Raw genomic sequence first — 22852 nt, forward strand, 5'->3', positions numbered from 1 at the left:
GGGATAGCGTCATTCATGGAACGTCTATCCCAACCAGCCTTCAATGCGATTCCTGTGCATTCAATGATTCAACGGGAAATCGCAAGGTAAAGCGAGTTCCTTCGCTTGTGCTGCTGACCAGTACTTCGCCATGGTGCATGTGCATGATCGATTTCACTATTGCCAGGCCAAGCCCACCTGAGTCATCGGTGCGAGAGCGTGAGACGTCACACCGATAAAAACGGTCAAAAATTCTTGGCAAATGGTGCTCATCTATTTTCGGACCTTGATTGAACACTTCGATTTCCATCCACTTGTGAGCGATAAAATTGCTCCTCAAGGAAATGACCGTGTTTTCATCGCCGTAGCGAATGGCATTCGCCAGAAGATTCGCCAGGGCACGCCGCACCAATCTGGTGTCGGCTTGAATGCAAGCTTGAGCGATTGCCTCTATTCGCATCCCGCGCTCCTGCGCCATGCCTTCGAAATAACCCAACAACTGTTTTGAGGTATTTTCCAGATCGACCGTTTCGATTTCAATCAAATCATCCAGCTGTTCCGCCCGTGCCAGGAAAAGCATGTTGTCTATCATGCGGGAAAGACGCTCGAACTCCTCCTGCTGAGAGTCAAGATATTTTTCATAGTCTTCTATTGTTGGTTCCTTGGATAATGCCACCTGGTTTTGAAGTATGAGGGTATTGAGCGGTGTCCTCATTTCATGGGCCAGGTCTTCAGAAAATTGCGATAATTTCAGATATCCATCTTCCAGACGTTGCAGCATGAGATTGAGTGCCGCGGTCATGGCCTGAAGTTCTTTCGGTTGGCTGCTCTCATCCAGCCGCAATCGCAGTTCCTGGGGGCCGATGGAAGCCGCCTGCAGACTTAGCTTCAGCAAAGGCTTGAGGCCGCGACGCACCGCCTCCCAGCTGACAAAGAAAGTCAAAAGCACACCGACCAGCCATGCCAGGCCGAGATCTCGCCGATATGCATTCAACATATGCTCACGCTCTGACAATAATTTCCCGGCGATCACAAAAAATGCACCATCGGAACCATTTACCTTCAGCCATGCCATGCGCGCAGACCCTGAAACAGTGGTGGTGAAAAGCATGGGTGGATGCAGCGTACTAATGGATGGCATCGGTAATTTTTCTGGATTTACTTCAATCAGCAGCTTTCCTGAATCATCAAGAATCCATAAAAAATTCTCTTTATTCCCCAACATGTTTTCATAAATTTCAGGTTGACTTCTAAGGAAATCTATGTTCTTGCCATCATGAAGAATTGATTTTATTCTATCAACCCTGCCCATTAGAGCCGAATCATCCCGGTATGAGATTTCGCGACTCAAGGCACTGTAAGCATAGCCCCCCATAATTGCAAATAAAATTGCGCTTATCAGGGAAAAAAGAATTGAAAGTCTGAATCGAAGACTGATGTTGATTTTTTTACTCATCAGAATCCATCCTCTATCCTGTAGCCCATGCCGCGCACAGTTTGAATAAGCTTGACGGTGAAATCATCATCAATCTTCGCGCGCAAACGACGGATTGCCACATCCACAACGTTCGTATCGCTGTCGAAATTCATGTCCCACACTTGCGATGCAATCTGGCTGCGCGACATGACTTCACCTTTGTGCTGCAACAATAAGTGCAGGAGTGCGAATTCCTTGTTGGTCAGATCGATCCGCTGCCCGCCTCTGGTAGCGCGGCGTTTGAGCGCATCGACCTGCAAGTCGGCAAGCTCAAATATTTCCTGCTGACGCACAGGATTTCTTCGTAACAGCGTGCGCACGCGCGCAAGTAACTCCGCATACGAAAAGGGTTTGACCAGATAGTCGTCAGCCCCTAGCTCCAGACCTTTCACCCGGTCTGCCACCGCGTCTTTGGCGGTGAGAAACAGCACAGGAACTTGGCTGCGTTCGCGCAGCCTGCCGATGAAGCTCCAGCCATCAATTCCAGGGAGCATCACATCCAAAATGATGAGATCGAAAGTTCCTGACTGCGCCAGGAAAAGTCCGTCGATCCCGTCATGGGAAGACTCTGCTTGATAACCAGACTGCATCAGTGCTTCTTTAAGGTACTGGGCAGCTTTTATTTCGTCTTCAACAATAAGGATTCGCATGAATGAATTGTAAGGTACTTTTGTAACTTTCAATTATTTCAAATCTGTAATGCAAATGATAAATTTGTAATTTTGACGCAATCCTGGGGTCATGTTGAATGTCAATAATCCATATTGTTCGATACACAAATAGCGCAAAAGGCAAAAAATGCAATGGAGCTCATTTAAATATCTCGCAGCAGCGGGTCTGATGGCGGCAACACAAGCGTTTGCGGAACAGCCTTCAACACTGCTGCAAAACAATATGTCACTCCACCTTGCCAATCAACTGGTTCAAGCCACCATGGATGCGTGCCATTCTCAGGGGCGTTCAGCAGTGGTGGTCGTGATTGATCGGGGTGGGCATTTGCTATCCCTTCAGCGCGATGACACTGTCGGCGTGCACAACACGGAAGCGGCACAAAAGAAAGCTTTTACTGCGCTGTCGACAAAAACCTTGTCGCGAGTCTTTGCGGAAAATGCACGCAACAATCCGGATTCAAGCAATCTGAACACGATTGACAGCCTGTTGCTCATCGGAGGCGGAGTACCCGTGAAAGTTGGCAACGAGGTCGTCGGTGCAATCGGCGTGGGAGGCGCAGGTGGAGCGGTAATTGATGAAGGCTGCGCATTGCAAGCCTTGGATAAAGTACTTGGCCCGGGAAAATAAGCTTCTGAAAATCGTATTAATTTCGCCAAACAACCAACCCTAAGGAAAATCCATGAAGAAAACCAAACTACTCATCGCCGGCTTGCTCCTGAACGCAGTTGCCGCCACCTCCGCCCTGGCTGCCTCCAACCCACTGAGCGTGCATGTACTGAATTTGCAAGACGGCCTGCCTTCTGCTGGCGTCACGGTCAAGCTTGAAAAGCAGGTAGATGACAAATGGGTTTCGCTCAACAAGGGGGTGACCAATGAGCAAGGCCGAATTACCGCCTTGTACCCTTCCGAATCGACCATGGAAAAGGGAAATTATCGTGTAACCTTCCAGACCGGGGAATGGTTCAATCAGCACAAAATTTCCACATTCTTCCCGGAGATACCCGTTATTTTCAAGGCGGACGGCTCTGTTCCGCATTATCATATTCCTTTGCTGGTCAGCCCTTACGGCTTCTCCAGCTACCGGGGCAATTGACCTGAAAACGAATTCACTCCCTGAAAAACCCAGGGGGTGAGCGTTTTGGGCTCAAAGGCCGTGGCATCCAAAGCTATCGATCAGTCATCTGCTCGATAGCTTGGATAGTTAATTTTCGGGGTGTGGCTGCTGTGACGCAGCAGCCTTCTGGAAATCAGGTTTGATTCTAGGCTTTTGGTTTGGCAGAGGCGATTTACCCGATCGCCACTTGTCACCAGTCAGCCTTCGAACCCATCATTTCAGTTGCTTTGCGCCAACTGTGCCAGCACCGCCGGGTTTTCGAGCGTCGATATGTCCTGCGTGACGTCCTCACCCTTGGCAACCGAGCGCAGCAAACGGCGCATGATCTTGCCGCTGCGTGTCTTGGGCAGGTTGTCGCCGAAGCGTATGTCCTTGGGTTTGGCGATGGGGCCGATTTCCTTGGCGACCCAATTGCGCAGCGTATTGGCAATTTGTCTGGCCTCTTCGCCGCTGGGGCGTGGGCCCTTGAGCACCACGAAAGCGCAGATGGCTTCTCCCGTGGTCTCGTCCGGACGGCCGACCACGGCCGCTTCGGCCACGAGTTCGGTGCAGGACACCAGCGCCGACTCTATCTCCATCGTGCCCATGCGGTGTCCCGAGACATTGAGCACGTCATCGATGCGCCCGGTGATGGTGAAGTACCCGGTCTGTGCGTCGCGGATCGCGCCGTCGCCGGCGAGGTAGTAGCCTTTGAGTTCGGCGGGAAAGTAGCTTGCCTTGAAACGCTCGGGATCGCCCCAGATCGTGCGTATCATGCTGGGCCAGGGCTTCTTGATCACCAGAATGCCGCCCTGGCCGTTGGGCAGGTCGGCGCCGGTCTCATCGACAATCGCGGCCGCAATGCCCGGAAAAGCAAGCGTGCACGAGCCGGGCACCAGCGGCGTCGCGCCCGGCAGCGGCGTGATCATGTGCCCGCCGGTCTCGGTCTGCCAGAAGGTGTCGACGATGGGGCAGCGTCCGCCGCCCACATGCTGGTGATACCACTCCCAGGCCGCGGGATTGATGGGCTCGCCCACCGACCCCAGGATGCGCAGGCTCGACAGATCGTAGCTGCGCGGATGCACGCTTTCGTTGCTCTCTGCGGACTTGATCAGCGAGCGTATCGCGGTCGGCGCGGTGTAGAAAATGCTGACCCGGTGGTCCTCGATCATTTTCCAGAAGCGCCCGGCGTCGGGAAACGTCGGCACGCCTTCGAAGATGATCTCCGTGGCGCCCAGTGCCAACGGACCGTAGGTGATGTAGCTGTGGCCCGTGACCCAGCCTATGTCGGCAGTGCACCAGAACACGTCGTCGGGCTGGAGATCGAAAGTCCACTGCGTGGTCAGCGCGGCATGCAGCAGGTAGCCGCCGCTTGAATGCTGAACGCCTTTGGGCTTGCCGGTCGAGCCCGAGGTGTAGAGCACAAACAGCGGATGCTCGGCGCCGACCCATTCGGGCTCGCAGCTGTCGGGCTGATTCTGCGTCTCTGCGTGCAACCAACGGTCGCGTGTGCTATCCCAATGGATAGCGGCCCCGGTGCGCTGATAGACCAGCACATTCGCCACCGATTCGCAGCCGCCCAGGGCGATCGCATCGTCGACGATGGCCTTGAGCGGCAGTTGCTTGCCGCCGCGCAGCTGCTCGTCGGCGGTGATCACCATCACCGCGCCCGCGTCCTGGATGCGGTCGCGCAGGCTTTGTGCGGAAAAGCCGCCGAAAACCACCGAATGCGTTGCGCCTATGCGGGCACAGGCCTGCATCGCGACCACGCCTTCGATGCTCATCGACATGTAGATGACCACGCGATCGCCCTTGTGCACGCCGCGCGCCTTGAGCGCGTTGGCCAGTCGGCAGGTGCGCGCCAGCAGTTCGCGGTAGTTGATGCGCGTCACCTGGCCATCGTCGGCTTCGAAAATGAGGGCGGTCTTGTCGCCCAGCCCCTTCTCGACATGGCGGTCCAGGCAGTTGTAGGAAACGTTGAGCGTGCCGTCTTCGAACCATTTGAAGAACGGCGCCTGGCTTTCGTCCAGCCCCCGGGTGAACGGCGTGCGCCAACTGAGCAGCTCGCGGGCGCGCTCGCACCAGTACGCGTCGTAGTCGGCGTCTGCTTCGGCGACCCGTTGGTCGTAGGCCGACATGCCGCGCACATGGGCATTTTCGATATCTGCTGCGGCAATCAGCGGGGTCTTGGCGTCATTCATACTCACGGCATTCTCCTGGGCCTGGGGGCTGGAACGTTGGAAAGGATGGCTTCATCTGTCGTCATGGCTGTTCAGCCAGGCGGCAATCGCGGCGGCGCTGCGAAAGTCATCGCAGGCGCGCGCGGGAATGCCGGGGTAGCGCTGGTTCCACATCCGCGCCAGGGCCTGGCCCGGACCGATCTCGAGCACGCAGCGCACTTGCCGCGCCATGATGTTTTCCAGGCACTCGTCCCAGCGCACGGTGGTGGCGATCTGCGCCGCGAGCGCATGCGCGGCCGACGCCGCGTCGCGGATGCGATCGGCCGCATTGCTGTAGAGCGTGACCGCCGGTGGGCGCAGCGACACGGATGCAAGAGTGCTCGAAAAGCGATCGGCCGCACCTTGCATCCACGGCGTATGCGAAGCCACGCTGACGCGCAGCGGCGTGCAATGGGCACCGGCCAACGCCGCCAGGGTTTGCGCCAGCGCCAATGCCGCCACCGGCCCGCCGACAACGACGCTGTCGATGCCGTTGCGAATGGCGATCGCCAGCCCGGCCTGCTCCAGCAGCGCCTGCAGTTTGTCCACGGGCAGTCCGGAGACGGCCAGCAGACCGCCGGGAGCGCCGCGCGCGCATTCATCCATGGCCGCGGCGCGCTGCGGGGCCAGCGCCAGCGCCGTGGTCGTATCCATGACGCCCGCGGCGCTGAACGCCGCGAGTTCGCCCACGCTATAGCCCGCAATCGCCGCGGGCTGCGCCACCAGTGGTGCGATTTGCCCCCACGCCGCCAGGGACAGACCGGTCAGCAGTATCTGGGCCTTGTCGTTGCGCTGGGCCCAGGCAGCATCGGCCAGCGCCAGCCGCCAGTCATCGACGTCCAAGTGCGCGCGCATGGCCTGCATGACGGCATCGTCGGCAAGCCAGGGCAGCATCGCCGGATGCTGATGGCCCTGGCCGGAGAAAAGCAGGGCAAAACTCATGGCTGGACGCAAATGCGAGTGATCCAGCATGCCGCGGCGAGCGTGTCGGCCGCGCCGCCGGGCGACAGGCGGCGCGCGACAAAGGCCTCGGCCACCGCCTGCAGCTCGACCAGGCCTTCGGGCCTAGACATGCCGCCGCGCGCCAGAAAGGCTTGGGCGAGCTGCTGGGCATGGCGCAGGCCTTCTAAGCCGCCGCGGTGGGCCAGATTGCTGTCGTCCAGTACGGCAATGGTGTGCATCAGCGCCTCCAGACGGGCCTCGCGGGGCTTGAGGCCGCGCTTGAAGGCGGTCGTCAGCGCGGGCAGCGTGGTCTCGAACAGCACGGGAAAGCCCAGCGCCGCCTCTTCGGACGCGCCGCGCAGGCCATAACGCCGGCTCGCGATGCCGCCGGGCAGCGTCGATGCGCGCTGGCTGCGCAGCGTCAGCGCCTGGCCCCAATACTGGCGCAAGGTGGCACGCAGCAGCTCGGGATGCAGCACGCCGTCATGCTCGCGCAAAACCGCGCCCGCTGCCGCGCACAGCAGACCGATCATGAAGATCGCGCCGCGGTGGGTGTTGATGCCGCCCGTGGCGCGCAGCATGCGCGCTTCGGCCGCGATACCGCATTGCTCCAGCACGGCGAAACCGGCGCCATCGCGCCCGGCCTGGGCGATCTGCGTGAAGTAGTGGCGCAGCGCGAACAGGCTGCGCATGAAGCTGTGCGCGTCCATGTCGTCATGGCTGCCGTTGTCGAGCAAAGTCACCAGGCCGGGCTTGGGCGCCAGCGACAGTTCGTCGTGCAGCGCCAGCGTGGCGGCCCGGCCGATCGCCGCCGGCGTGAGCGGCTGGCGGTCTGCAAGCGCAAGTGCCGATGCTCTCATGGCATGGTCTCCTGCAACGCGCGCGGCGCGCACCAGCCAGCGTCATGCTCCAGCCCGACGCGCTCCAGGTGCCTGACCAGCAGCGCGCGGGCGCGTCCGCCGCGCCACGCCGCCCATTCACGCCAGGCGACGGCCGCGCCGTCGGCAAACATCAGCTCGCCATCGATGCGCGGCAGCGGCGTTGCCTGGGCCTGCAGCAGCGCCACGACCGCGTCGGCCTGGGCCATGCCATCGACGCCTATGCACAGATCGAGATCGGATTCGGGCCGCACATAAGGCAGGCCGCTGAGGGCTTGCCAGCCATAGCTGCCAAAGACACGCGCCGTCACGCCGCAGGCATCGAGCGCCTGTTGCAGGTGCGCGGCGCTGGCCTTGGCCTCGGTGGGCAGCAGTGCCAGCACGGCGCCCAGCGCGGGAAACTCTGCGAAGTCCTGCACCGCAGTCCAGGGCACCTGCACCGCCAGCCGCAGCTTTCCCCAGGCCAGCGCCGAGGGCAGGCCCAAGGCGATGCGGCCGCTGCCGGCGTATTCCGGCGGTTGGCGCGTGACCACCAGCGGCAGGCCGTGGCTTGCCCATTGCGCCAGAAATGCCTGGGCCTGCGGCTCCCAGGCGCGCTGCAGCACGCCGCTCCAGCCTTCGGCGCTGAGATGAACCAGTTGGTGGCGTCGTAGACCGTGCATGACTTGCCCCGCTTTCAGGCAGCGTCCAGCACGCGTTGCACCACCGCCGCAGACATCTGGCGGCCGCCGCGCGCCGCGCCGTCCTGCGCGCGCTGATCCGTGGTCGGGGTGTCGCGCAGCGCAGCGCGCAGCGCCTCGGGCAGATCGCCCTGCCACAGCGCGCGCACGCCGCCCATGGCGACATAGTTCTGCACACCGGGTGCGAACACCGGGTTGGACAGCGACAATGCGGCCAGTTTTTCTTCCGCCAGCTTGGTCACCCGCGCCATTGCCGGAATCCGCATCACGCGGATCTCCGCTTCCGGCAAGGCGTAGCAGGCGTCGGCAATGAGGCCCGAGGTGATGAAACCGCCCGACAAGGCCTGGTCGTAGACCAGACCGATGACCCTGTGGCCCTGGCGCCGTGCAAGATCGATGGCCGCGCCCAGGTGGGCCATGGCGCGGTTGATGCCCAGCAGTTCGTCGCGGCGGCGCAGCTGCTGTCCCTGGGTGTCGATCAGCAGCAGAATGGGACGACCGGGATGGTTGGCAATGGTGTCGAGCACCACCCGCGCCTGGGCCAGCGCAAGCTTGACGCCTATGGGCGCATGGTTCGTCGTGCCGATCACCGTGAGCGGTGCGCCCTCGAACATGACATCGCCCTGCAGGAAGTCTTCCCGTGCGCGCATGCCGTGGTAGGGGCCGAAGAGTTGGGTGACGAGAGAAGTCCACTCCATGGGATGCTCCTGGTTAAACGGCGCGCAGTGGACGCACTGCAGCGACCGACAGTTCGGGAATCTGGGCGGCATCAACCACGCCGAGCGCGCGCCACAGCAGTTCGGACTGGTCTTCTGCACCGCCATCCTCTGGGAGCGCATGCAGGCGTCGGCCCAGCAAGGCGTGTTCGGCCTCCAGCGTCGCCAGGGTCAACGGCGCCGACTTGCCGAGCGCGGCGATGGCCGCGGCGCGAAAGGCGGTGACATCGTCCTCGACCAAGGCATCGCAATCACCGGTGAGCCAGCGGTGCTTGCCGCCGGTCGTGCGCCACACCAGCGCGCGGTCCCGCGCATCGAACTCCTCCACGCCATGCGAAGCCTCGATGACCTCCGGCCCCGACATCGCCAGCCGACCGACATCGCTCATCACGATGTGATCGGCGCAGCGCGCGACGATGCCCATGCCGCCGAAGCAGCCGTTGGCGCCGCCGATCAGCACGATCACGGGAATGCCAGCGGCGCGCACGTCAAGCAGCGCGCGCATCACTTCCGACACCGCGATCAGGCCCGCATTGGCTTCGTGCAGCCGTACGCCGCCCGACTCGGCAAGCAGCAGCACCGCTGTGGGCCGCTCGCGCAGCGCGCGCCGCAGCAGGCCCACGAGCTTGGCGCCGTGCACTTCGCCCACGCCGCCGCCCATGAACGCGCCTTCCTGCGCGGCGACAAAGACGCTGTGGCCGGCAAGCGTCGCGCGGCCAATGGCCACGCCATCGTCGAACGCGCTGGGCACTCCCAACTGCGCCAGGTGCGGGCTGGTGACGCGCTCGCTGGGCGGCAGCCATTCGTGAAAGCTGCCCGCATCCAGCAGCAGCGCCAGGCGCTCGCGCGCCGAGCATTCGGCAAAGCTGATCATGCTTGACCTCCGTGGAGTTCAGCGACCGCCTGGTCCAGGCGCAGGCTCACCACCGCGGGCGTGGCGCCCATGTCGTTGATGGCGATGCGCACGCCCGCCAGGCGGTGGCGCGCATGGAAATCGGTCATGACGGCCTGCCAGATGGGCAGAAAGCCGCGCGCCGATGTCTCGATGCGCACCGCGCAGTCGTTGCCGGCCGCTGCCTCGAGCAGTACCTCGAGATTGCCCGAGCCGACGACGCCGACCAGCACCGGGGCGAACGCGCCAGCGGGCTGACCGCCGGAAAAAGAAAAATCCAGGGTCTCAAGCCCTGCGGGAATGTCGCTCATGGGGTTCTCCTACCAATTTCTGAAACGCTTGGGCGGCTGGTACAGCCCGCCCGAAGCGCGCACCAGGTCGCGCATGCTGCGCGCCGCCAGCAGATTGCGCGTGGCCTGGCGCGGATCTATGCCCAGGTCCTGCGGACGCCGGATCACGCCGCGGTCGCGCAGGTTTTCCACGGCGCGCTGGTCGCGACCCAGCCCGATGGCGGTGTAGCCGGCAACGCCGCGTATGGCCTGCTCGCGCTCCTCGTCGCTGCGGCACAGCAGCAGATTGGCGATGCCTTCCTCGGTCAGGATGTGCGATACGTCGTCGCCGTAGATCATGATCGGCGGCAGGTCCATGCCCGCCTGCTCCTGCAGCGTCCAGGCATCGAGCCGGTCGACAAACGCCGGCTGCATGTGCTCGCGGAAGGTCTCGACCATCTGCACCACCAGCTTCTGGCCGCGCGGCGTGCCCGCCGCGCCGCTGCGGCCGGCACGCGCTTCGCGCCCGGCCTTGAGCCACGCGGGGCTGGAATGGCGGCGCCCGCGCGCGTCGGCGCCCATGTTCGGCGCGCCGCCAAAGCCCGCGATGCGGCCCAGCGTGGCGGTGGAGCTGTTGCCATCCAGGTCGATCTGCAGCGTCGAGCCTATGAACATGTCGCAGGCGTAATGGCCCGCTGCCTGGCAGAAAGCGCGATTGCTGCGCAGGCTGCCGTCGAGCCCGGTGAAGAACACATCGGAGCGCGCGCGAATGTAGTCTTCCATGCCCAGCTCGGAGCCGAACGAGTGCACCGACTCGACCCAGCCGGCCTCGATCGCGGGAATCAGCGCCGGGTGGGGGTTGAGCGCCCAGTGCTTGCCTATCTTGCCCTTGAGCCCCAGCGATTCGCCATAGGTCGGCAGCAGCAGTTCGATGGCCGCCGTGTCGAAGCCTATGCCGTGGTTCAGGCGCTGCACGCCGTACTCGCCGTAGATGCCTTTGATCGCCATCATGGCCATCAGGATCTGCACCTCGCTGATCTGCGCGGGATCGCGCGTGAACAGCGGCTCGATGAAGTTGGGCCGCGGCGCCTGGACCACGAAGCTGACCCAGTCGGCTGGAATGTCGATGCGCGGCAGCGTCGTGCTCTGGCCGTCGACGAATTCGTTGACCTGGGCAATCACGATGCCGCCCGAGAACGCCGTGGCCTCGACGATGGCCGGAGTGTCTTCGGTGTTCGGCCCCGTGTAGAGATTGCCTTGCGCGTCGGCCGCATGGGCCGCGACCAGCGCCACCTTGGGCGTCAAGTCGATGAAGTAGCGCGCAAACAGTTCCAGATAGGTGTGGATGGCGCCTATCTCTATGCGGCCGCCGGACACCAGCTTGGCCAGGCGCGCGCCCTGCGGGCCCGAGAAGCTGAAGTCCAGCCGCGAGGCGACGCCGTTCTCGAACACATCGAGGTGTTCGGGCAGGGCCAGCACCGACTGCACCATGTGCAGGCCGTGCACCCGTTGCGGGTCGACCTGCACCAGGGCCTTGGCCAGAAAGTCGGCCTGCTTCTGGTTGTTGCCTTCGAGGCAGACACGATCGCCGGGCGACAGCACGGCCTCCAGCAAAGTGCCTATGGCTTCGGTGGCGACGCGCTTGCCGGCAAGCTGCCGGCCCAGCGCTTGCGCCGCGCGCGCCAGCTTGGCTTGGCGGTCTTCGGCCTTGGAGGCCCAGGATCTGGTGTTCATGTTGGACTAGGGTTGTGCAATGTTTGAAGAAGGCGGCGCGCTACAGCACCACGAAGAGCAGCCACACCAGCACCGGAGCGACCACAGTCACGATGGCGCCGTAGACCATCAGTTGCCTGAAGAACACGTCGCGGTCCACGCCCTTGGCATTGGCCAGCACCAGCGCGCCATTGGTGGAGAACGGACTGACATCGACCACGGTGGAAGACACCGCCATCGCGGCAATGAAACCGACCGCGCCGACCGAGGCGTCGCCCTGCAGGAAAGGCACGGCCAGCGGAATCAGCGAGCCCAGCACGGCGGTGGACGAGGCGAAGGCGGAAACCACCGCGCCGACGAAGCACAGCAGCAGCGCGGCCATCAGCGGCGAAGTCAGGCCCGCGACGCTGTGGCCGACGAAACTGATCGTGCCCATCTTGTCCATCACGCCGACAAAGGTGCTGACGCCGACGATCAGCATGATTTCCGGCCAGGACACCTGGCCCAGTGCGCGCTTTTGCAGATTGGGTGCCATCAGCGTGAGCAGCAGACCGATGGTGATCGACACAAAGCCTATGTCCTGCTTGAAGAACAGCGTCAGCACCGCCAGGGCCAGCAAGCCCAGCACGGTGACGACCCGGTACCAGTGGGCAGCGGTTTCGGTGCCGGTGCCCGGCGAGGGGTCCATCAGCGAATCCGCATCGGGTGCGGCGGTGCGCCGCTCTTCGCCGAACGACTCGCCTTCGGCGTCGCCGTATACCTGGGCGCCGCCCTGGCCGTGCGCGACCCGGCGCACGACGGGCAGCGCACCGCCGGCATCGGCCTTCTGCCGCATCAGCTTCATGCCGCCGAACAGGAAGAACAGCAGCGCGGCCACGGCCAGGTTGAAGCCCAGGCTGGCCAGCATCGTCGCCATCTCGTTGAGCGGCAGGCCCGCCTTGGCGACGATCTTGTTGGTGATGCCGCCGTAGATGCTGATCGGCGAGAACCCCCCGCCCTGCGCGCCGTGCACCACCATCAGGCCCATCATCAGCGGGCTGATGCCGTATCTTGCGGCGAATCCCAGCGCAATCGGCGCGATGATGGCCACCGCCGCGGGGCTCACGGCGCCCACGGAAGTCAGCAGCGCGGCGATGAAGAACATGATCCAGGGAATGGCGGCGATGCGCCCGCGCACCGCACGTACCGCGAGCTTCACCAGCCAATCGATGGTGCCGTTGTTCTGCGCCAGTGCGAACAGATAAGTGATGCCGACCAGGGTCAGGAACAGGTCGGCGGGAAAGCCGCCCATGATCTCCTTGGCATTCATGCCGGCGACCAGTGTTCCGACCAGGAAGGCGCCAACAAAGGCGATCACGCCCATGTTGATGGGCAGCGCGGTGGCCAGCACGAACATGCCCGCCAGCGCATAAATTGAAATCCAGTGCGAACTCATCGATTTGTCTCCGGAGTTTTTTATAGCGACGCACTGTGGATGTGCGTCTGGTACGAACAATACGTACCCACTCCGGAAGGATCAATGAAGCGGTTTCGCCGACTCTTACGCTAACTGAAACGATCGGGGGTTAACCCGTTGGCGCAGGGCCTGCTCAGCCCAGTTCCGCCTTGGCTGCGCGGCAGACTGCGAGCAAGGCCAGCAGATTGGGGTCGCGCTCGCGCGTGCGCAGGAAATTGAGCGATATCGTCTGGCGCATCAGATAGCGCGGCTGCAGCGGCACGAGCTGCACCTTCTGCGGCATGATGCCGCCCACGCGCCCGGGCAGCAGCGTATGGCCCACGCCGCCAGCCACCAGGTTCATCAACGAGAAAATGTCCGCGGTTTCCATCACGACGTTCGGCGTGAAGCCGGCGATGCGAAACGCGTCGACGAAGCCGCCGTAGGTCACGAAGCCTTCGCTCAGCGTGACGAAGTGCTCGTTGGCGCAGGCCGCGAGGTCGATCTGCTCCATTGCGCAGTAAGGCGATCCGACCGGTGTGGCGAAAAAGATATCGTCTTCGAACAGCGGCTGGGATTCCAGATCGGGTGCGTTTTCGGGCGTGCCCATCAGCACGGCATCGACGGCGCCGTCGCGCAGCTTCTGCAGCAGGTCCGCATTGGAGCCGAGCACGAGTTCGGTCTGTATATCGGGCATGCGCAGCTTCATGCCCATGACCAGCTTGGGCACGGTGCGTGCCGTGAGGGAGTAAAGCGAGCCGATGCGAATGCGGTCGGACGAATAACCGGCGACTTCACGCGTTGAGCGTATGCCTTCCGCCATGGTGCGCAGCACTTCACGCGCCACATCCGCCAGGGCCTGCGCTGCCTCGGTGGGGTGCAGGTTGCGGCCCTCGTGGCGGAACAGCGCGCAGCGCAGGCCGGCTTCGAGTGCATGCAACGCGCGGTGCACGCTCACGGGACTGATCTCGAGCATTTCCGCGGCGCGCGTGAGGTTGCCCGTCTGCATGAAAGCCAGGAGGATTTCCAACCTGCGGAAGGTGATGTCTTCGTCGACGTGAAGGTGCATGGGTCATGCGTGCGTGGGGACGGCGCATTCTAGGGCAAACATGATTGTGGATGTCCTGTCGCCGACACGCTTGCATCGACAGCGCGCAAGTCTCAGCAGGCTGCTCATCCCTCCCGGACCTGGGACGCTGTGACGCCCAAGTGCGCACGCGCCCGGTCAGCGGTCAGGTGAAGCAGCGATCGTAGACCAATGTCGTGGGCAGCGCCGCGACGCCGGCGCAGCTGCAGCCGTTCATCAACATGCTGGCCCAGGGCGTGACGGGCGGCGAGCTCGCGGTGCTGGCCAGCAATCTGGATCTGAACGCCACGCGCATCGATCTGGTGGGCCTGGCGGCCACGGGAATCGAGTTCGCCTGAGGGTTTGACTGGTGGGCTGGCCTGGTCCAGCCCACCACGCCACAATCCGCTGGCCGCGCGCCTCTCATGTCATAAGAATATGCACGGATCGAAGGCAGCCGCGGCAAAGAACGTGTGGGCCCAAACACGCATGCATGCGGCATGGCTGGACAACCTCACGGGCGGTTGCCTCAAGGCAGTGCCATGATCGCATCCCGCTACGTTTATGCCTTTTCGGGCATCGCGGTACAGTGCTCGGCTCCAAAGAGCGCTGCCCTCTGCCCATACGCGGCAACCTTCACACCCTCAAAACACCAGATTTGGCATCCTCGCCGCCCTGAAAGCACGGTGAGTCCTTCTGCAAGACGGCGATGTCCCGCCGGGTGTCACGCCAGCGATGAATGCTTACTACGGTCCAGATACTCTGCCAGCGCGCCAAAGCTGGTGGAATTTTGGCCATCCTCGTTCGCGAACAACTTGCTGAAGAGGTTTCTGACGTTGTCAGCGCTGATCTCTGTGTTACTCGGGTTGAACGTCACGCCATTGCCCAAAGAAACGTCGCCACCGACCGTGCGGGACATGGCGATCAAACTCATCCCACGCATCGCTTCGGTTTCTCCTTTGGCGACGAGCTCGTCATAAAGCTTCTTTTCTTGCGGGCTCAGCGTGGCCATCGTGTTTACAAAACCACTGGCTTTCTGCATGTAATCGATTTCATCCGCAGTCTGCGCGTCGGGATTTTTGGCAATGATCTCGGCAAGCTTTTTGTCGTTTTTGTGGACGAACTCAAATTCTTCACTGGTACGCTGTGTCGCCGGCTTGGCCTTGATGTCCTTGAGGCGAGCAGCAACAGCATCTTCCGGAAATGCCAGCGCCTTCGCTTGATCGGAGATGGTGACTTGCGTAGCTGACGATCCAGACCCATCATTTGCCACCACCTGGGAACGGCTTTGGTTTGCTTTAGGTAAGCCATTCAGGCTATAAGCCTGACTAATGCCAGAAAATCCTTGTATGTTCATCGTCACTCCATCCAGATAAATTCCTTCGATGAAGCCAGTGTGCCCGCTTTAATTACGCACGATACAAGGAATAGACACGTTGCTTGCGTTCACTTCATTTGAGTGTGGATCTGGGTGCAATGCGATTTTCCGCTCCCTGGCGACGTCGCCCCGTTTTCAGTAGCATTTGGCTTTGGAGTCCCGGGCCAACTTGACTGGTTTTGAATCAGCCGCTGGGCATAGGCCGCGATGCTCGTCATTCGCTTAGCATTTGGCCGTTCATGCGACCAAGTGCATCTGCTACCGTGTTTTGCCGACCTTGTTCGATGCGCAGCGCCATGGGTTGAGGAGCATGCCGCTGGAAGAACCGGCAATGCTGTTCTACATCCAGCGACGGGATCGAACGCTTTCCACGCCGGCCAAGACACTGGCGGAACTGCTGTGCACTGTCATACGGAAAAGCATGCGCTGGCGCAATGCCGTGTCCTGCGCACAGGCCTTCACACCATGTCAGGCAGCGCTGCCTGCAGCATTGGGCACCCCATTCGCGCCGGACCAGGGCTCAACCCCGGCGCCACACGCTGGCCAGCCAGGGCTGTTGCTCGATAGGCAGGCCCGCGGGACGGTAGAAGTGCTCGAGCTGCTCGAAGCCCGCAGCCGTCATCACGGCGTGCCAGCTGGGCCAGTCGTGAAATACACCGTAACGCTCGCCGTTCCAGCCTTCCTGGCCGTTGCCGCGCGGGTTGGAGCTGAACAGCACGCCGCCCGGTCGCAGGCAGGCGTGCAATTGGTGCAGCACCTGAGGCAGCACCTGGCTGGGCACATGGAACAGCACGGCATTGGCAAACACTCCGTCGAAGCGCTCGGTCGGCAGATCGAGGTCCAGGAAGCTCTGCTCCAGCACCTCGCAGCCGCTGTGTGCGCGCGCCATGGCCGCCGAGCTGGGCGCGCCCTCCAGGCCCACGGCGCGGTGGCCCATCTGCTGGAAAGTGCGCAGGTCGCGCCCCGGACCGCAGCCGAAATCCAGCAGGTCAAAGGGCCCAGGCCCGGGTAGGTGCTTGAGCAGCGCCGCGATGTTCTGGCTCACGTCGTGATCGCGTGTGCCTTCCCAGAAGCTTTGCGCGTTCTGCTCGTAGTGCGCGAGCGTGCGCGCGGCAATCTGTTGCAGGTCTTCGGAACTCTGTGTCATGCCGCATCATGGCATACGCCAGCGCCTGTTTTACGGGGTTGACTCAGGGGATGCGCACCGCCAGGGTTGCGCTGCGCATCGCATGCATGCATGCCAGGGCAGTCGCGCTCAGCCCGGCGGCAGGGTGACGGTCACGCGCAGGCCGGGCCGGGCATTGCCCAGAACCAGGGTGCCGCCATGCGCCTGCGCCACCAAGCGGCACAGGTACAGTCCCAGGCCCACGCCGCCGGTGCTGCGCTGGCGCGCGGCATCCGCGCGGTAGAAAGGCTGGGCCAGGCGGTCTATCTGGTCCTCGGGCACGCCGCTGCCAAAGTCACGCACCTCGATCTCCAGCCCCGCGGGCGTCTGCCGCAGGTGCAGCTGAGGTGCGGGCAGGTCGCGCCCGCCATGGCGCAAGGCGTTGTCCAGCAGGTTACGCATCAGCAGCCGCAGGCGGGTCGCGTCGATCAGCACCGGGGACATGGCCGCATCGGCTTGCAGGTCGATGCCGGCGCTGCCCGAATGGCATGCATTCATCTCGTCCACCACGGCACGGGCCAGGGCAGCGATGTCGGTAGGCTCCTTGTGCAGCGCGCTGTGACGCCCCGTCAGGCGTTCGCTTTCCAGCAGATCGGTGATCAGACGCGCCATCTCTCCCAGGTCACGCAGCAAGGCGTCGCGCTGGGGCTGCACCTCGTGCGTCGCCGGCAGCAGCTCGGTATGCAGGCGCGCCCGGGTCAGCGGGCTGCGCAGCTCGTGGCTGATGGCCAGCAGCAGCGACCGCTTGGCCTCCAGCATCTGGTGGATGTCCTGGCCCATGGTGTTGATCGTCGCCGCCAGCTGACCCAATTCGTCGGGACGCAGCGCATGGCGCACGGGAATGGATGCCTCGAAATTGCCCGCACCGAACCGCAGCGCACCCTGGCGGATATCGTCCAGCGGGCGCAGCAGGCGGCGCACATACCAGTACGCCAGCGCCGTCAGAAAGAGCACGCCACCCAGAGTGAACCAGATGGCGCCCGAACGATGGGCGCCGTCGAGCATTGCACGGTTCAGGGCAAATTCAATCGTATGCCCATCGGCCGTCTGCTTGCGCAACAGCTCGCGGCTGTCGGCGTCCCATGGGCCGCGCCCGCCGCGCCAGCGCGCCACCGGACGGTCATCGGGATGCGACATCCACTGGACCTGCGGTCCCTCGATACGCATCATGATGGGCAGGCGCTGCACAATGGTCTGCGCGCGCTCCACGCTAGGCGGACTGCCGATTTCGGTCACCAGCCGGTCCACGTAGTCCGCGAGCAAGGGCCGCGCGGCATCGCGCCAGCCCACCGAGAAGGCGCTCTGCATGCCGCCGATGAAGGTGACCGTCATCGCCAGCGCCAGCACCAGAAACAGCAGCACCAGGCGCAGGTGGATGGACTGCCGCAGCGCCTGGCGTGCACGCCGATGCCAGCGCGCGGCGGCGGGCGGGCGGCGGGCGCGGCGGGCGCGGCTCAAGCGGCGCTCCGCCGCAACGCCAGCGAGTAGCCCGCGTTGCGCAGCGTCTTGATGCAGTCCAGCGGCTCGAGCTTCTTGCGCAGGCGGCTGACCACGATGTCCACCGCGCGCGTGTACAGATCGGCCTCGCGGCCGCGCAGGTGGTTGAGGATGTCGTCGCGACTGTACACCCGGCCGGGCTCGCGCGCCAGCAACAGCAGCAGCTCGAACTCGGTGCCGGTGAGCTCCAGCGCCTTGCCCTGGCGCAGCACGCTGCGCCGCACCGAATCGATCTGCAGACCCTCGAAGCACAGCAATGCCGCATCGTCCGCCGACGCACCCGCTGCCGGACGGCGGCGGCGCAGCACCGTCTGCAGCCGCGCGACCAGCTCCCGCGGCTCGAAAGGTTTGGGCAGGTAGTCGTCGGCGCCCAGTTCCAGTCCGACCACGCGGTCCATCACGTCGCCGCGCGCCGTGAGCATGATGACGGGCAGATCGCTCTCGCGGCGTATCGTGCGGCACAGTTCGAAACCGTCCATCTCGGGCAGCATCACGTCCAGGATGGCGGCATCGAAGCCGCCGGCCCGCAGCAGCGCCAGCCCATCGCTGGGCCGCAGCGCCTGCGACAGCTGGAGTTCAAAGCGCAGGAAGTAGGTGGCCAGCGGCGGCCCCAGTTGGTCGTCGTCATCGATGAGCAGAATGCGTTGCATGTGCCGATTCTCACACTGTGCGCATCAGGGTCCGCTGTTCATGGCGCAGGATCAGGCGGCGCACACGGCGCTTGGCCTCCAACGCCAGACTATCGAAGCGGTCGGCCGCCGCCATCACTGCGGGCAGCGCCGCCGCGCCGCCGCCGGGTCGGCTCGCCAGCAGACCCAGGGCATGCTCCCGATCGAAACGCGGCCCCCAGACAAGCGACATCCATTCCTCGTGCGGCGAGGCTGCGCCGGCCAACAACAGTGCGCCATGGGCCCGGGCGCTACGCGCCAGCTCGCGCGTCGCCGCGCAGCCTCGCACAGCTTTGTCCAGGGGCTCAGCCACGGTGGAACCAGCCCGGGCGGCGCTGCATGAAATCGCGCACCTGTTGCTGCTGGGCAGGCCGCAGGCTGTCGTAGAACGCGGCCATGGCGGCGACCACGGCCGGCGAATGCGACTGCACAGCGCGCATCTTGTCATCGATCAAGGTCTGGGCGGCCGCGCTGTCGAACTTCTCGCCGGCCACCAGTGCCTGGAACTGAGCCCGCGGGTCCGCCATCTGCGCGCCCAGGAAAGCACTGCGCTGCGCCTGCAAGGCGTCGGCCAAGGCCTGGAGCTTGAGCTGCTGCGCGCCATCGAGATCGAGCTTGGCAGTGACGCGGCTCACCATCTTTTCGCGCATCTCGCCCATGCGCTCTGCGGACTTGGGACCGTGGTGGTGGGAAGCACTGGAACAGGCGGAAAGACCACCGGCCAGCACAGAGGCAGCAAAGATGCCCAAGAGGGTTTTACGGGTCCAGGCTTTCATCACGCACATCCTTTCAGTCACACAGAAGATGACTGCATGGTGCGCGTTCCTGCCGCCGCCTGGGTCTCACGGCGGTATCGCTTCTTTTCGTTTTGTTTCAAGCGCTGGGAACGCTTGCGCAAAAGGGAAGAATCCCCCCGCAAAGCGCTTGTGGCACCGCAAGACTAGGCAAGCCGCACGAATCCAGCCGCCCCACCGTCAATTTTGAATACGGCGACGGCATTCACCAGCTCTCTTGCCTGGCTGTTGAGGCTGCTCGCGGCAGCAGCCATCTCTTCCACCAGCGCCGCATTTTGCTGCGTGGCCTGGTCCATCTGCGTCACCGCTTCTCCGACCTGGCCCACGCCCGTACTCTGCTCGCTGCTGGCCGAACTGATCTCGCCCATGATGTCGGTCACCTTGCGGATGGCGCTGACCACGTCCGTCATGGTCGCGCCGGCCTTGTCCACCAGCACGCAGCCCTGCTCCACGCGCTCCACGCTGGCGGTGATCAGGCGCTTGATTTCCCTGGCCGCCTCGGCGCTGCGCCCTGCAAGGCTGCGCACTTCGCTGGCGACCACGGCAAAGCCACGGCCTTGTTCCCCGGCCCGTGCGGCCTCCACTGCAGCATTCAACGCCAGAATGTTGGTCTGAAAGGCAATCCCGTCGATGACACTGATGATGTCCGAGATCTTCTTGCTGCTGGAGTTGATGCCCTTCATGGTCTCCACCACTTCGGCGACCACGTTGCCACCGAGCACCGCCACCGTCGAGGCCTTGACCGCCATCTGATTGGCTTCGCGGGCATTGTCCGCGTTCTGGCGCACCGTGGAGCCCAGCTCTTCCATGGAAGCCGCGGTCTCCTCGAGGGCGGAGGCCTGCTGCTCGGTGCGCGCCGACAGGTCATTGTTGCCGGAGGCAATTTCCTGGGTGGAAACGCTGATGCTGCCTGCGCTTTTTTGCACATGCGCCACCAGATCGCGCAGCTTGTGCCGGGTCCGCAGCAGCTCGGCCATCACGCCTTGCGGGGCGCCCACCTGCGCCTGCGCAGAGGTCAAGTCTCCGTTGGCAAGTTGCTGCAGCGCGCGCCGTACGTCCGCCGGGTCCCCGCCCAACTCTCGCTGCACCGTGCGGCGCATGAGCACGACCAGCGCCATCGATGCCAAGGCGGCAACGATGGCCAGCCCCACGGCAATGGAGATCATGCGATCCGCGCGCTCGCGTGTGGCTTGCTGGGCGCTGAGTGCCAACTCGCGCCCCGACGATATCTCGCTGACCAGCTTCTCGCGCAGTTGCCGCCAGGCGGGAGTTTCACCAACGTTCAGCACCTTGATGGCCTCGGCGGGGTCGGACTTCACCAAGTCCAGCACGCGCTGTTGCTGAGCGACCTGATTTTCGCGCAAGGGGACCATGGCCTGCAGCCGCTTGCCCACTTCGGTGCCCTGCGCAATGCTGGCGGTCTGCGCTTGCGCCTTGTCGTAGGCCGCAGCCCCGGCGCTGAAATTCTCGTAGGCTTTCTTGTTGCTGGGGTCGAGCACCACATTGCGCAGGGCCTGGCCCGTCTGCAGGCCCTGTGCATACATTTCCGTCAGGCCGTTGGCGATGGCTTGCTCCGTCTGGATGTATCCGTCGAACTCGCTCTGCGTGCGCATCAGCCCCCACAGGCTCACGACCAACGCCGACACAAAAAGTGCGGCAGGGACCAGGGCACAAAGCAATAGACGGGTATTAAATTTCATAGGGAGTTTGACTTGAAAATGCAGGCAAAAGCGGCCGTGGCGAGCACTGAAGGCATGGAGCGCTTGCCCCCTGCCCTCTCTGCCGGGCGTCTTGGGATCATGGCCTTTCCACAGGAACGCAGATCATGGACCACCGCGGTCGCCATGGCAGGGTTTCGGCTGTCGCTGTCGTTTTCCGGCTGCGCGCAGGTAAAAACCCCGTTGTGCATGCAGCCGACTTGCGCCTTGCTCCAGCCCGCCTGGGGGCCTCAGAATGCAAAGCCGCCCACTTTTTCAACCCAGACATTACCGCTCGCCGTGCACTTGGCTCTATAGAGAGCTCGCACCATTTATTTCGCGGCTTTTCGCCAGCAACCGCAAAAGCCATTGCCCGCACCGAATCTCATGGCGCGCGTCGAGACCCTACATGACCAGAACATGCGATGGGGGTGACGTACATCTTCAAGCGAAGCGCCTGGACAACGGACCCAAGTTCATCGCCGATGCGTTGGGAACCTGACGGCCGACTGGCTGTACCGCTACAACCACCATCGACCTCATGAAGCCCTCGGTCGAATTCCACCGGTCGAGTACCGTGTCAAACTGTTCCCCAACCTCTACTTCCGACTGGCACAGAAAATCGAGGAGACTTCATAAAGATGAGGTTAAGCCGAAAACCGATACAGATTCTGCGGATTGTGGACCATCAGTTGTTCCAGATGCACCCCGCCATCTGTGATTTCGGAAATTGCCTCAACCAACACTGCGTCATCGGGTATGTGTGTGTGGTTGGGATGCGGCCAGTCCGTCCCCCAGACACAGCGCTCTGGATGGCGTTGCACGATGGTGCGTGCCAGAGCCACTCCGTTGCGGTAGCGCAGCGCGGCCGCAGCGTTGGCATCGATCCGGTCTATCCCGCTGACCTTGACATGAAACAAGCGATGCTCCAGCAGTTGCAGCAAGGCCTGAAAGTCCTCGTGCGAGACTCCCTTGGTCGCATCCACCCGTCCCATGTGATCGATCACCACCGGGACTTGGCTGCGCTTGAGAGGCGCGCTCAATTCATGCACCAACTCGCTTTCGAAATGCACCTGCAGATGCATGCCCACCGCAGCCAGGCGCGGCGTCAAGGCCAGTACCTGCTCCACGCTCGCGCTGCCGGCGATATGCCGCATGAAGTTGAACCGTACGCCCCGAAAGCCCGCCTCGGCCAGACGCAGCAGCTCCGCATCCGGCACCTCCGGCGAGACAAGTGCCACGCCCAGGTAGCGACCCTGGCCGGCGGCGATCGCGTCTTCGACCGCACTGTTGTCGGTGCCATGCGTGATGGACTGAACGATCACACAGCGGTCAATGCCCAGCTGCCGGTGCAAGGCGAACAAGGCTTCCTTGGGGGCCTCCAAGGGTGTGGCGCGGCGGTTGGCCGCATAGGGAAAGCGCGAGACCGGGCCGAACACATGCACATGGCTGTCGCAAGACAGCGCAGGCAGTTGCAGTGCGGGTGTCGACGGATATTCCTGGTAGGTTCGCACCGGCATCTCGATAGCGGGAGAAAGAATAGACATGGCAGTCACACAAAAGGATCAGAGGGTTGTCGGGCAGTCGCTGGCGTGATGGCTTGCGGCATCTGGCCGCAGCCT

24 protein-coding genes are annotated in these 22852 nt (G+C 63.1%); 4 read left to right on the plus strand and 20 right to left on the minus strand.

Annotated elements, in window-relative coordinates; genetic code table 11:
• Positions 1 to 40: 40 nt before the first annotated feature.
• A complete protein-coding gene (locus ACSVDO_RS26790; protein WP_489597644.1) occupies positions 41 to 1435 on the minus strand; it encodes a heavy metal sensor histidine kinase in 1395 nt (464 codons plus the stop codon).
• Complete coding sequence (locus ACSVDO_RS26795; protein ID WP_332537098.1) at positions 1435 to 2106, minus strand: heavy metal response regulator transcription factor; 672 nt, start codon at positions 2104 to 2106, stop codon at positions 1435 to 1437. The genes ACSVDO_RS26790 and ACSVDO_RS26795 overlap by 1 nt, the downstream gene beginning before the upstream one ends.
• A 148-nt stretch (positions 2107 to 2254) precedes the next feature.
• Between ACSVDO_RS26795 and ACSVDO_RS26800 the strand changes: the two genes are divergently transcribed.
• Together ACSVDO_RS26800 and uraH are read left to right on the plus strand one after the other, a co-directional pair.
• Positions 2255 to 2755 (plus strand): GlcG/HbpS family heme-binding protein, encoded by a 501-nt coding sequence (locus ACSVDO_RS26800; protein WP_489597645.1) that lies wholly within the window; start codon positions 2255 to 2257, stop codon positions 2753 to 2755.
• A gap of 52 nt (positions 2756 to 2807) precedes the next feature.
• Complete coding sequence (uraH, locus tag ACSVDO_RS26805; protein WP_332537101.1) at positions 2808 to 3221, plus strand: hydroxyisourate hydrolase; 414 nt, start codon at positions 2808 to 2810, stop codon at positions 3219 to 3221.
• Positions 3222 to 3460: 239 nt separating this feature from the next.
• Here the strand turns inward: uraH and acs are convergent, their stop codons facing one another.
• From acs to ACSVDO_RS26855, 10 genes are all read right to left on the minus strand, one after another.
• Positions 3461 to 5422, minus strand: a complete 1962-nt coding sequence (gene acs / locus ACSVDO_RS26810) for an acetate--CoA ligase (protein ID WP_489597905.1) — start codon at positions 5420 to 5422, stop codon at positions 3461 to 3463.
• A gap of 51 nt (positions 5423 to 5473) precedes the next feature.
• Positions 5474 to 6382, minus strand: coding sequence for an ACP S-malonyltransferase (locus tag ACSVDO_RS26815; RefSeq protein ID WP_489597646.1), 909 nt, complete (start codon positions 6380 to 6382; stop codon positions 5474 to 5476).
• On the minus strand, positions 6379 to 7242 hold the full coding sequence (mdcB, locus tag ACSVDO_RS26820; RefSeq protein WP_489597647.1) for a triphosphoribosyl-dephospho-CoA synthase MdcB: 864 nt from the start codon (positions 7240 to 7242) through the stop codon (positions 6379 to 6381). Before mdcB ends, ACSVDO_RS26815 begins: the two co-directional genes overlap by 4 nt.
• The gene (gene mdcG / locus ACSVDO_RS26825) at positions 7239 to 7922 is read right to left on the minus strand and encodes a malonate decarboxylase holo-[acyl-carrier-protein] synthase (protein WP_489597648.1); all 684 of its coding nucleotides are present in this window, start codon (positions 7920 to 7922) and stop codon (positions 7239 to 7241) included. Before mdcG ends, mdcB begins: the two co-directional genes overlap by 4 nt.
• A 14-nt stretch (positions 7923 to 7936) precedes the next feature.
• On the minus strand, positions 7937 to 8638 hold the full coding sequence (locus ACSVDO_RS26830; protein WP_332549173.1) for a biotin-independent malonate decarboxylase subunit gamma: 702 nt from the start codon (positions 8636 to 8638) through the stop codon (positions 7937 to 7939).
• Between the two features lie 13 nt (positions 8639 to 8651).
• The gene (locus ACSVDO_RS26835; RefSeq protein ID WP_489597649.1) at positions 8652 to 9530 is read right to left on the minus strand and encodes a biotin-independent malonate decarboxylase subunit beta; all 879 of its coding nucleotides are present in this window, start codon (positions 9528 to 9530) and stop codon (positions 8652 to 8654) included.
• Entirely contained in the window at positions 9527 to 9859 is a 333-nt protein-coding gene (mdcC, locus tag ACSVDO_RS26840; protein WP_332537111.1) for a malonate decarboxylase acyl carrier protein, read from the minus strand. Before mdcC ends, ACSVDO_RS26835 begins: the two co-directional genes overlap by 4 nt.
• A 9-nt stretch (positions 9860 to 9868) precedes the next feature.
• Positions 9869 to 11551 (minus strand): malonate decarboxylase subunit alpha, encoded by a 1683-nt coding sequence (mdcA, locus tag ACSVDO_RS26845; RefSeq protein WP_489597650.1) that lies wholly within the window; start codon positions 11549 to 11551, stop codon positions 9869 to 9871.
• Positions 11552 to 11591: 40 nt separating this feature from the next.
• A complete protein-coding gene (locus tag ACSVDO_RS26850) occupies positions 11592 to 12965 on the minus strand; it encodes an SLC13 family permease (protein ID WP_489597651.1) in 1374 nt (457 codons plus the stop codon).
• A 154-nt stretch (positions 12966 to 13119) separates the two neighbouring features.
• Entirely contained in the window at positions 13120 to 14034 is a 915-nt protein-coding gene (locus tag ACSVDO_RS26855; protein ID WP_332682586.1) for a LysR family transcriptional regulator, read from the minus strand.
• 194 nt (positions 14035 to 14228) lie between these two features.
• On the opposite strand from ACSVDO_RS26855, the gene ACSVDO_RS26860 reads away from it, so the two are divergent.
• Positions 14229 to 14390 (plus strand): hypothetical protein, encoded by a 162-nt coding sequence (locus ACSVDO_RS26860; RefSeq protein WP_489597652.1) that lies wholly within the window; start codon positions 14229 to 14231, stop codon positions 14388 to 14390.
• Between the two features lie 365 nt (positions 14391 to 14755).
• Here ACSVDO_RS26860 and ACSVDO_RS26865 read toward each other — a convergent pair whose 3' ends face one another.
• From ACSVDO_RS26865 to ACSVDO_RS26895, 7 genes are all read right to left on the minus strand, one after another.
• Positions 14756 to 15388: a hypothetical protein gene (locus ACSVDO_RS26865; protein ID WP_489597653.1), complete on the minus strand. Its 633-nt coding sequence runs from the start codon at positions 15386 to 15388 to the stop codon at positions 14756 to 14758.
• A 541-nt stretch (positions 15389 to 15929) separates the two neighbouring features.
• Positions 15930 to 16556, minus strand: coding sequence for a class I SAM-dependent methyltransferase (locus ACSVDO_RS26870; RefSeq protein WP_489597654.1), 627 nt, complete (start codon positions 16554 to 16556; stop codon positions 15930 to 15932).
• Between the two features lie 108 nt (positions 16557 to 16664).
• Entirely contained in the window at positions 16665 to 18032 is a 1368-nt protein-coding gene (locus ACSVDO_RS26875) for a sensor histidine kinase (protein ID WP_489597655.1), read from the minus strand.
• Positions 18029 to 18721, minus strand: coding sequence for a response regulator transcription factor (locus ACSVDO_RS26880; protein ID WP_332548904.1), 693 nt, complete (start codon positions 18719 to 18721; stop codon positions 18029 to 18031). Before ACSVDO_RS26880 ends, ACSVDO_RS26875 begins: the two co-directional genes overlap by 4 nt.
• A gap of 10 nt (positions 18722 to 18731) precedes the next feature.
• Positions 18732 to 19052, minus strand: a complete 321-nt coding sequence (locus ACSVDO_RS26885; RefSeq protein WP_332538871.1) for a hypothetical protein — start codon at positions 19050 to 19052, stop codon at positions 18732 to 18734.
• Positions 19045 to 19515, minus strand: coding sequence for a Spy/CpxP family protein refolding chaperone (locus ACSVDO_RS26890; RefSeq protein ID WP_489597656.1), 471 nt, complete (start codon positions 19513 to 19515; stop codon positions 19045 to 19047). The genes ACSVDO_RS26885 and ACSVDO_RS26890 overlap by 8 nt, the downstream gene beginning before the upstream one ends.
• Before the next feature lie 164 nt (positions 19516 to 19679).
• Positions 19680 to 21233 (minus strand): methyl-accepting chemotaxis protein, encoded by a 1554-nt coding sequence (locus tag ACSVDO_RS26895; protein WP_489597657.1) that lies wholly within the window; start codon positions 21231 to 21233, stop codon positions 19680 to 19682.
• 510 nt (positions 21234 to 21743) lie between these two features.
• On the opposite strand from ACSVDO_RS26895, the gene ACSVDO_RS26900 reads away from it, so the two are divergent.
• The gene (locus tag ACSVDO_RS26900; protein WP_489597906.1) at positions 21744 to 21869 is read left to right on the plus strand and encodes a hypothetical protein; all 126 of its coding nucleotides are present in this window, start codon (positions 21744 to 21746) and stop codon (positions 21867 to 21869) included.
• A gap of 8 nt (positions 21870 to 21877) precedes the next feature.
• Here ACSVDO_RS26900 and ACSVDO_RS26905 read toward each other — a convergent pair whose 3' ends face one another.
• The gene (locus tag ACSVDO_RS26905) at positions 21878 to 22777 is read right to left on the minus strand and encodes an amidohydrolase family protein (RefSeq protein ID WP_489597658.1); all 900 of its coding nucleotides are present in this window, start codon (positions 22775 to 22777) and stop codon (positions 21878 to 21880) included.
• Positions 22778 to 22852 lie beyond the last annotated feature (75 nt).

This window comes from Comamonas sp. DB36 (assembly GCF_057914905.1).

Excerpts from the sequence above, each read along its gene's own strand:
- ACSVDO_RS26790 (WP_489597644.1), bottom strand. The coding sequence starts at position 1,435 with ATGAGTAAAAAAATCAACATCAGTCTTCGATTCAGACTTTCAATTCTT.
- ACSVDO_RS26795 (WP_332537098.1), bottom strand. The coding sequence starts at position 2,106 with ATGCGAATCCTTATTGTTGAAGACGAAATAAAAGCTGCCCAGTACCTT.
- ACSVDO_RS26800 (WP_489597645.1), top strand. The coding sequence starts at position 2,255 with ATGCAATGGAGCTCATTTAAATATCTCGCAGCAGCGGGTCTGATGGCG.
- uraH (WP_332537101.1), top strand. The coding sequence starts at position 2,808 with ATGAAGAAAACCAAACTACTCATCGCCGGCTTGCTCCTGAACGCAGTT.
- acs (WP_489597905.1), bottom strand. The coding sequence starts at position 5,422 with ATGAATGACGCCAAGACCCCGCTGATTGCCGCAGCAGATATCGAAAAT.
- ACSVDO_RS26815 (WP_489597646.1), bottom strand. The coding sequence starts at position 6,382 with ATGAGTTTTGCCCTGCTTTTCTCCGGCCAGGGCCATCAGCATCCGGCG.
- mdcB (WP_489597647.1), bottom strand. The coding sequence starts at position 7,242 with ATGAGAGCATCGGCACTTGCGCTTGCAGACCGCCAGCCGCTCACGCCG.
- mdcG (WP_489597648.1), bottom strand. The coding sequence starts at position 7,922 with ATGCACGGTCTACGACGCCACCAACTGGTTCATCTCAGCGCCGAAGGC.
- ACSVDO_RS26830 (WP_332549173.1), bottom strand. The coding sequence starts at position 8,638 with ATGGAGTGGACTTCTCTCGTCACCCAACTCTTCGGCCCCTACCACGGC.
- ACSVDO_RS26835 (WP_489597649.1), bottom strand. The coding sequence starts at position 9,530 with ATGATCAGCTTTGCCGAATGCTCGGCGCGCGAGCGCCTGGCGCTGCTG.
- mdcC (WP_332537111.1), bottom strand. The coding sequence starts at position 9,859 with ATGAGCGACATTCCCGCAGGGCTTGAGACCCTGGATTTTTCTTTTTCC.
- mdcA (WP_489597650.1), bottom strand. The coding sequence starts at position 11,551 with ATGAACACCAGATCCTGGGCCTCCAAGGCCGAAGACCGCCAAGCCAAG.
- ACSVDO_RS26850 (WP_489597651.1), bottom strand. The coding sequence starts at position 12,965 with ATGAGTTCGCACTGGATTTCAATTTATGCGCTGGCGGGCATGTTCGTG.
- ACSVDO_RS26855 (WP_332682586.1), bottom strand. The coding sequence starts at position 14,034 with ATGCACCTTCACGTCGACGAAGACATCACCTTCCGCAGGTTGGAAATC.
- ACSVDO_RS26865 (WP_489597653.1), bottom strand. The coding sequence starts at position 15,388 with ATGAACATACAAGGATTTTCTGGCATTAGTCAGGCTTATAGCCTGAAT.
- ACSVDO_RS26870 (WP_489597654.1), bottom strand. The coding sequence starts at position 16,556 with ATGACACAGAGTTCCGAAGACCTGCAACAGATTGCCGCGCGCACGCTC.
- ACSVDO_RS26880 (WP_332548904.1), bottom strand. The coding sequence starts at position 18,721 with ATGCAACGCATTCTGCTCATCGATGACGACGACCAACTGGGGCCGCCG.
- ACSVDO_RS26890 (WP_489597656.1), bottom strand. The coding sequence starts at position 19,515 with ATGAAAGCCTGGACCCGTAAAACCCTCTTGGGCATCTTTGCTGCCTCT.
- ACSVDO_RS26895 (WP_489597657.1), bottom strand. The coding sequence starts at position 21,233 with ATGAAATTTAATACCCGTCTATTGCTTTGTGCCCTGGTCCCTGCCGCA.
- ACSVDO_RS26905 (WP_489597658.1), bottom strand. The coding sequence starts at position 22,777 with ATGTCTATTCTTTCTCCCGCTATCGAGATGCCGGTGCGAACCTACCAG.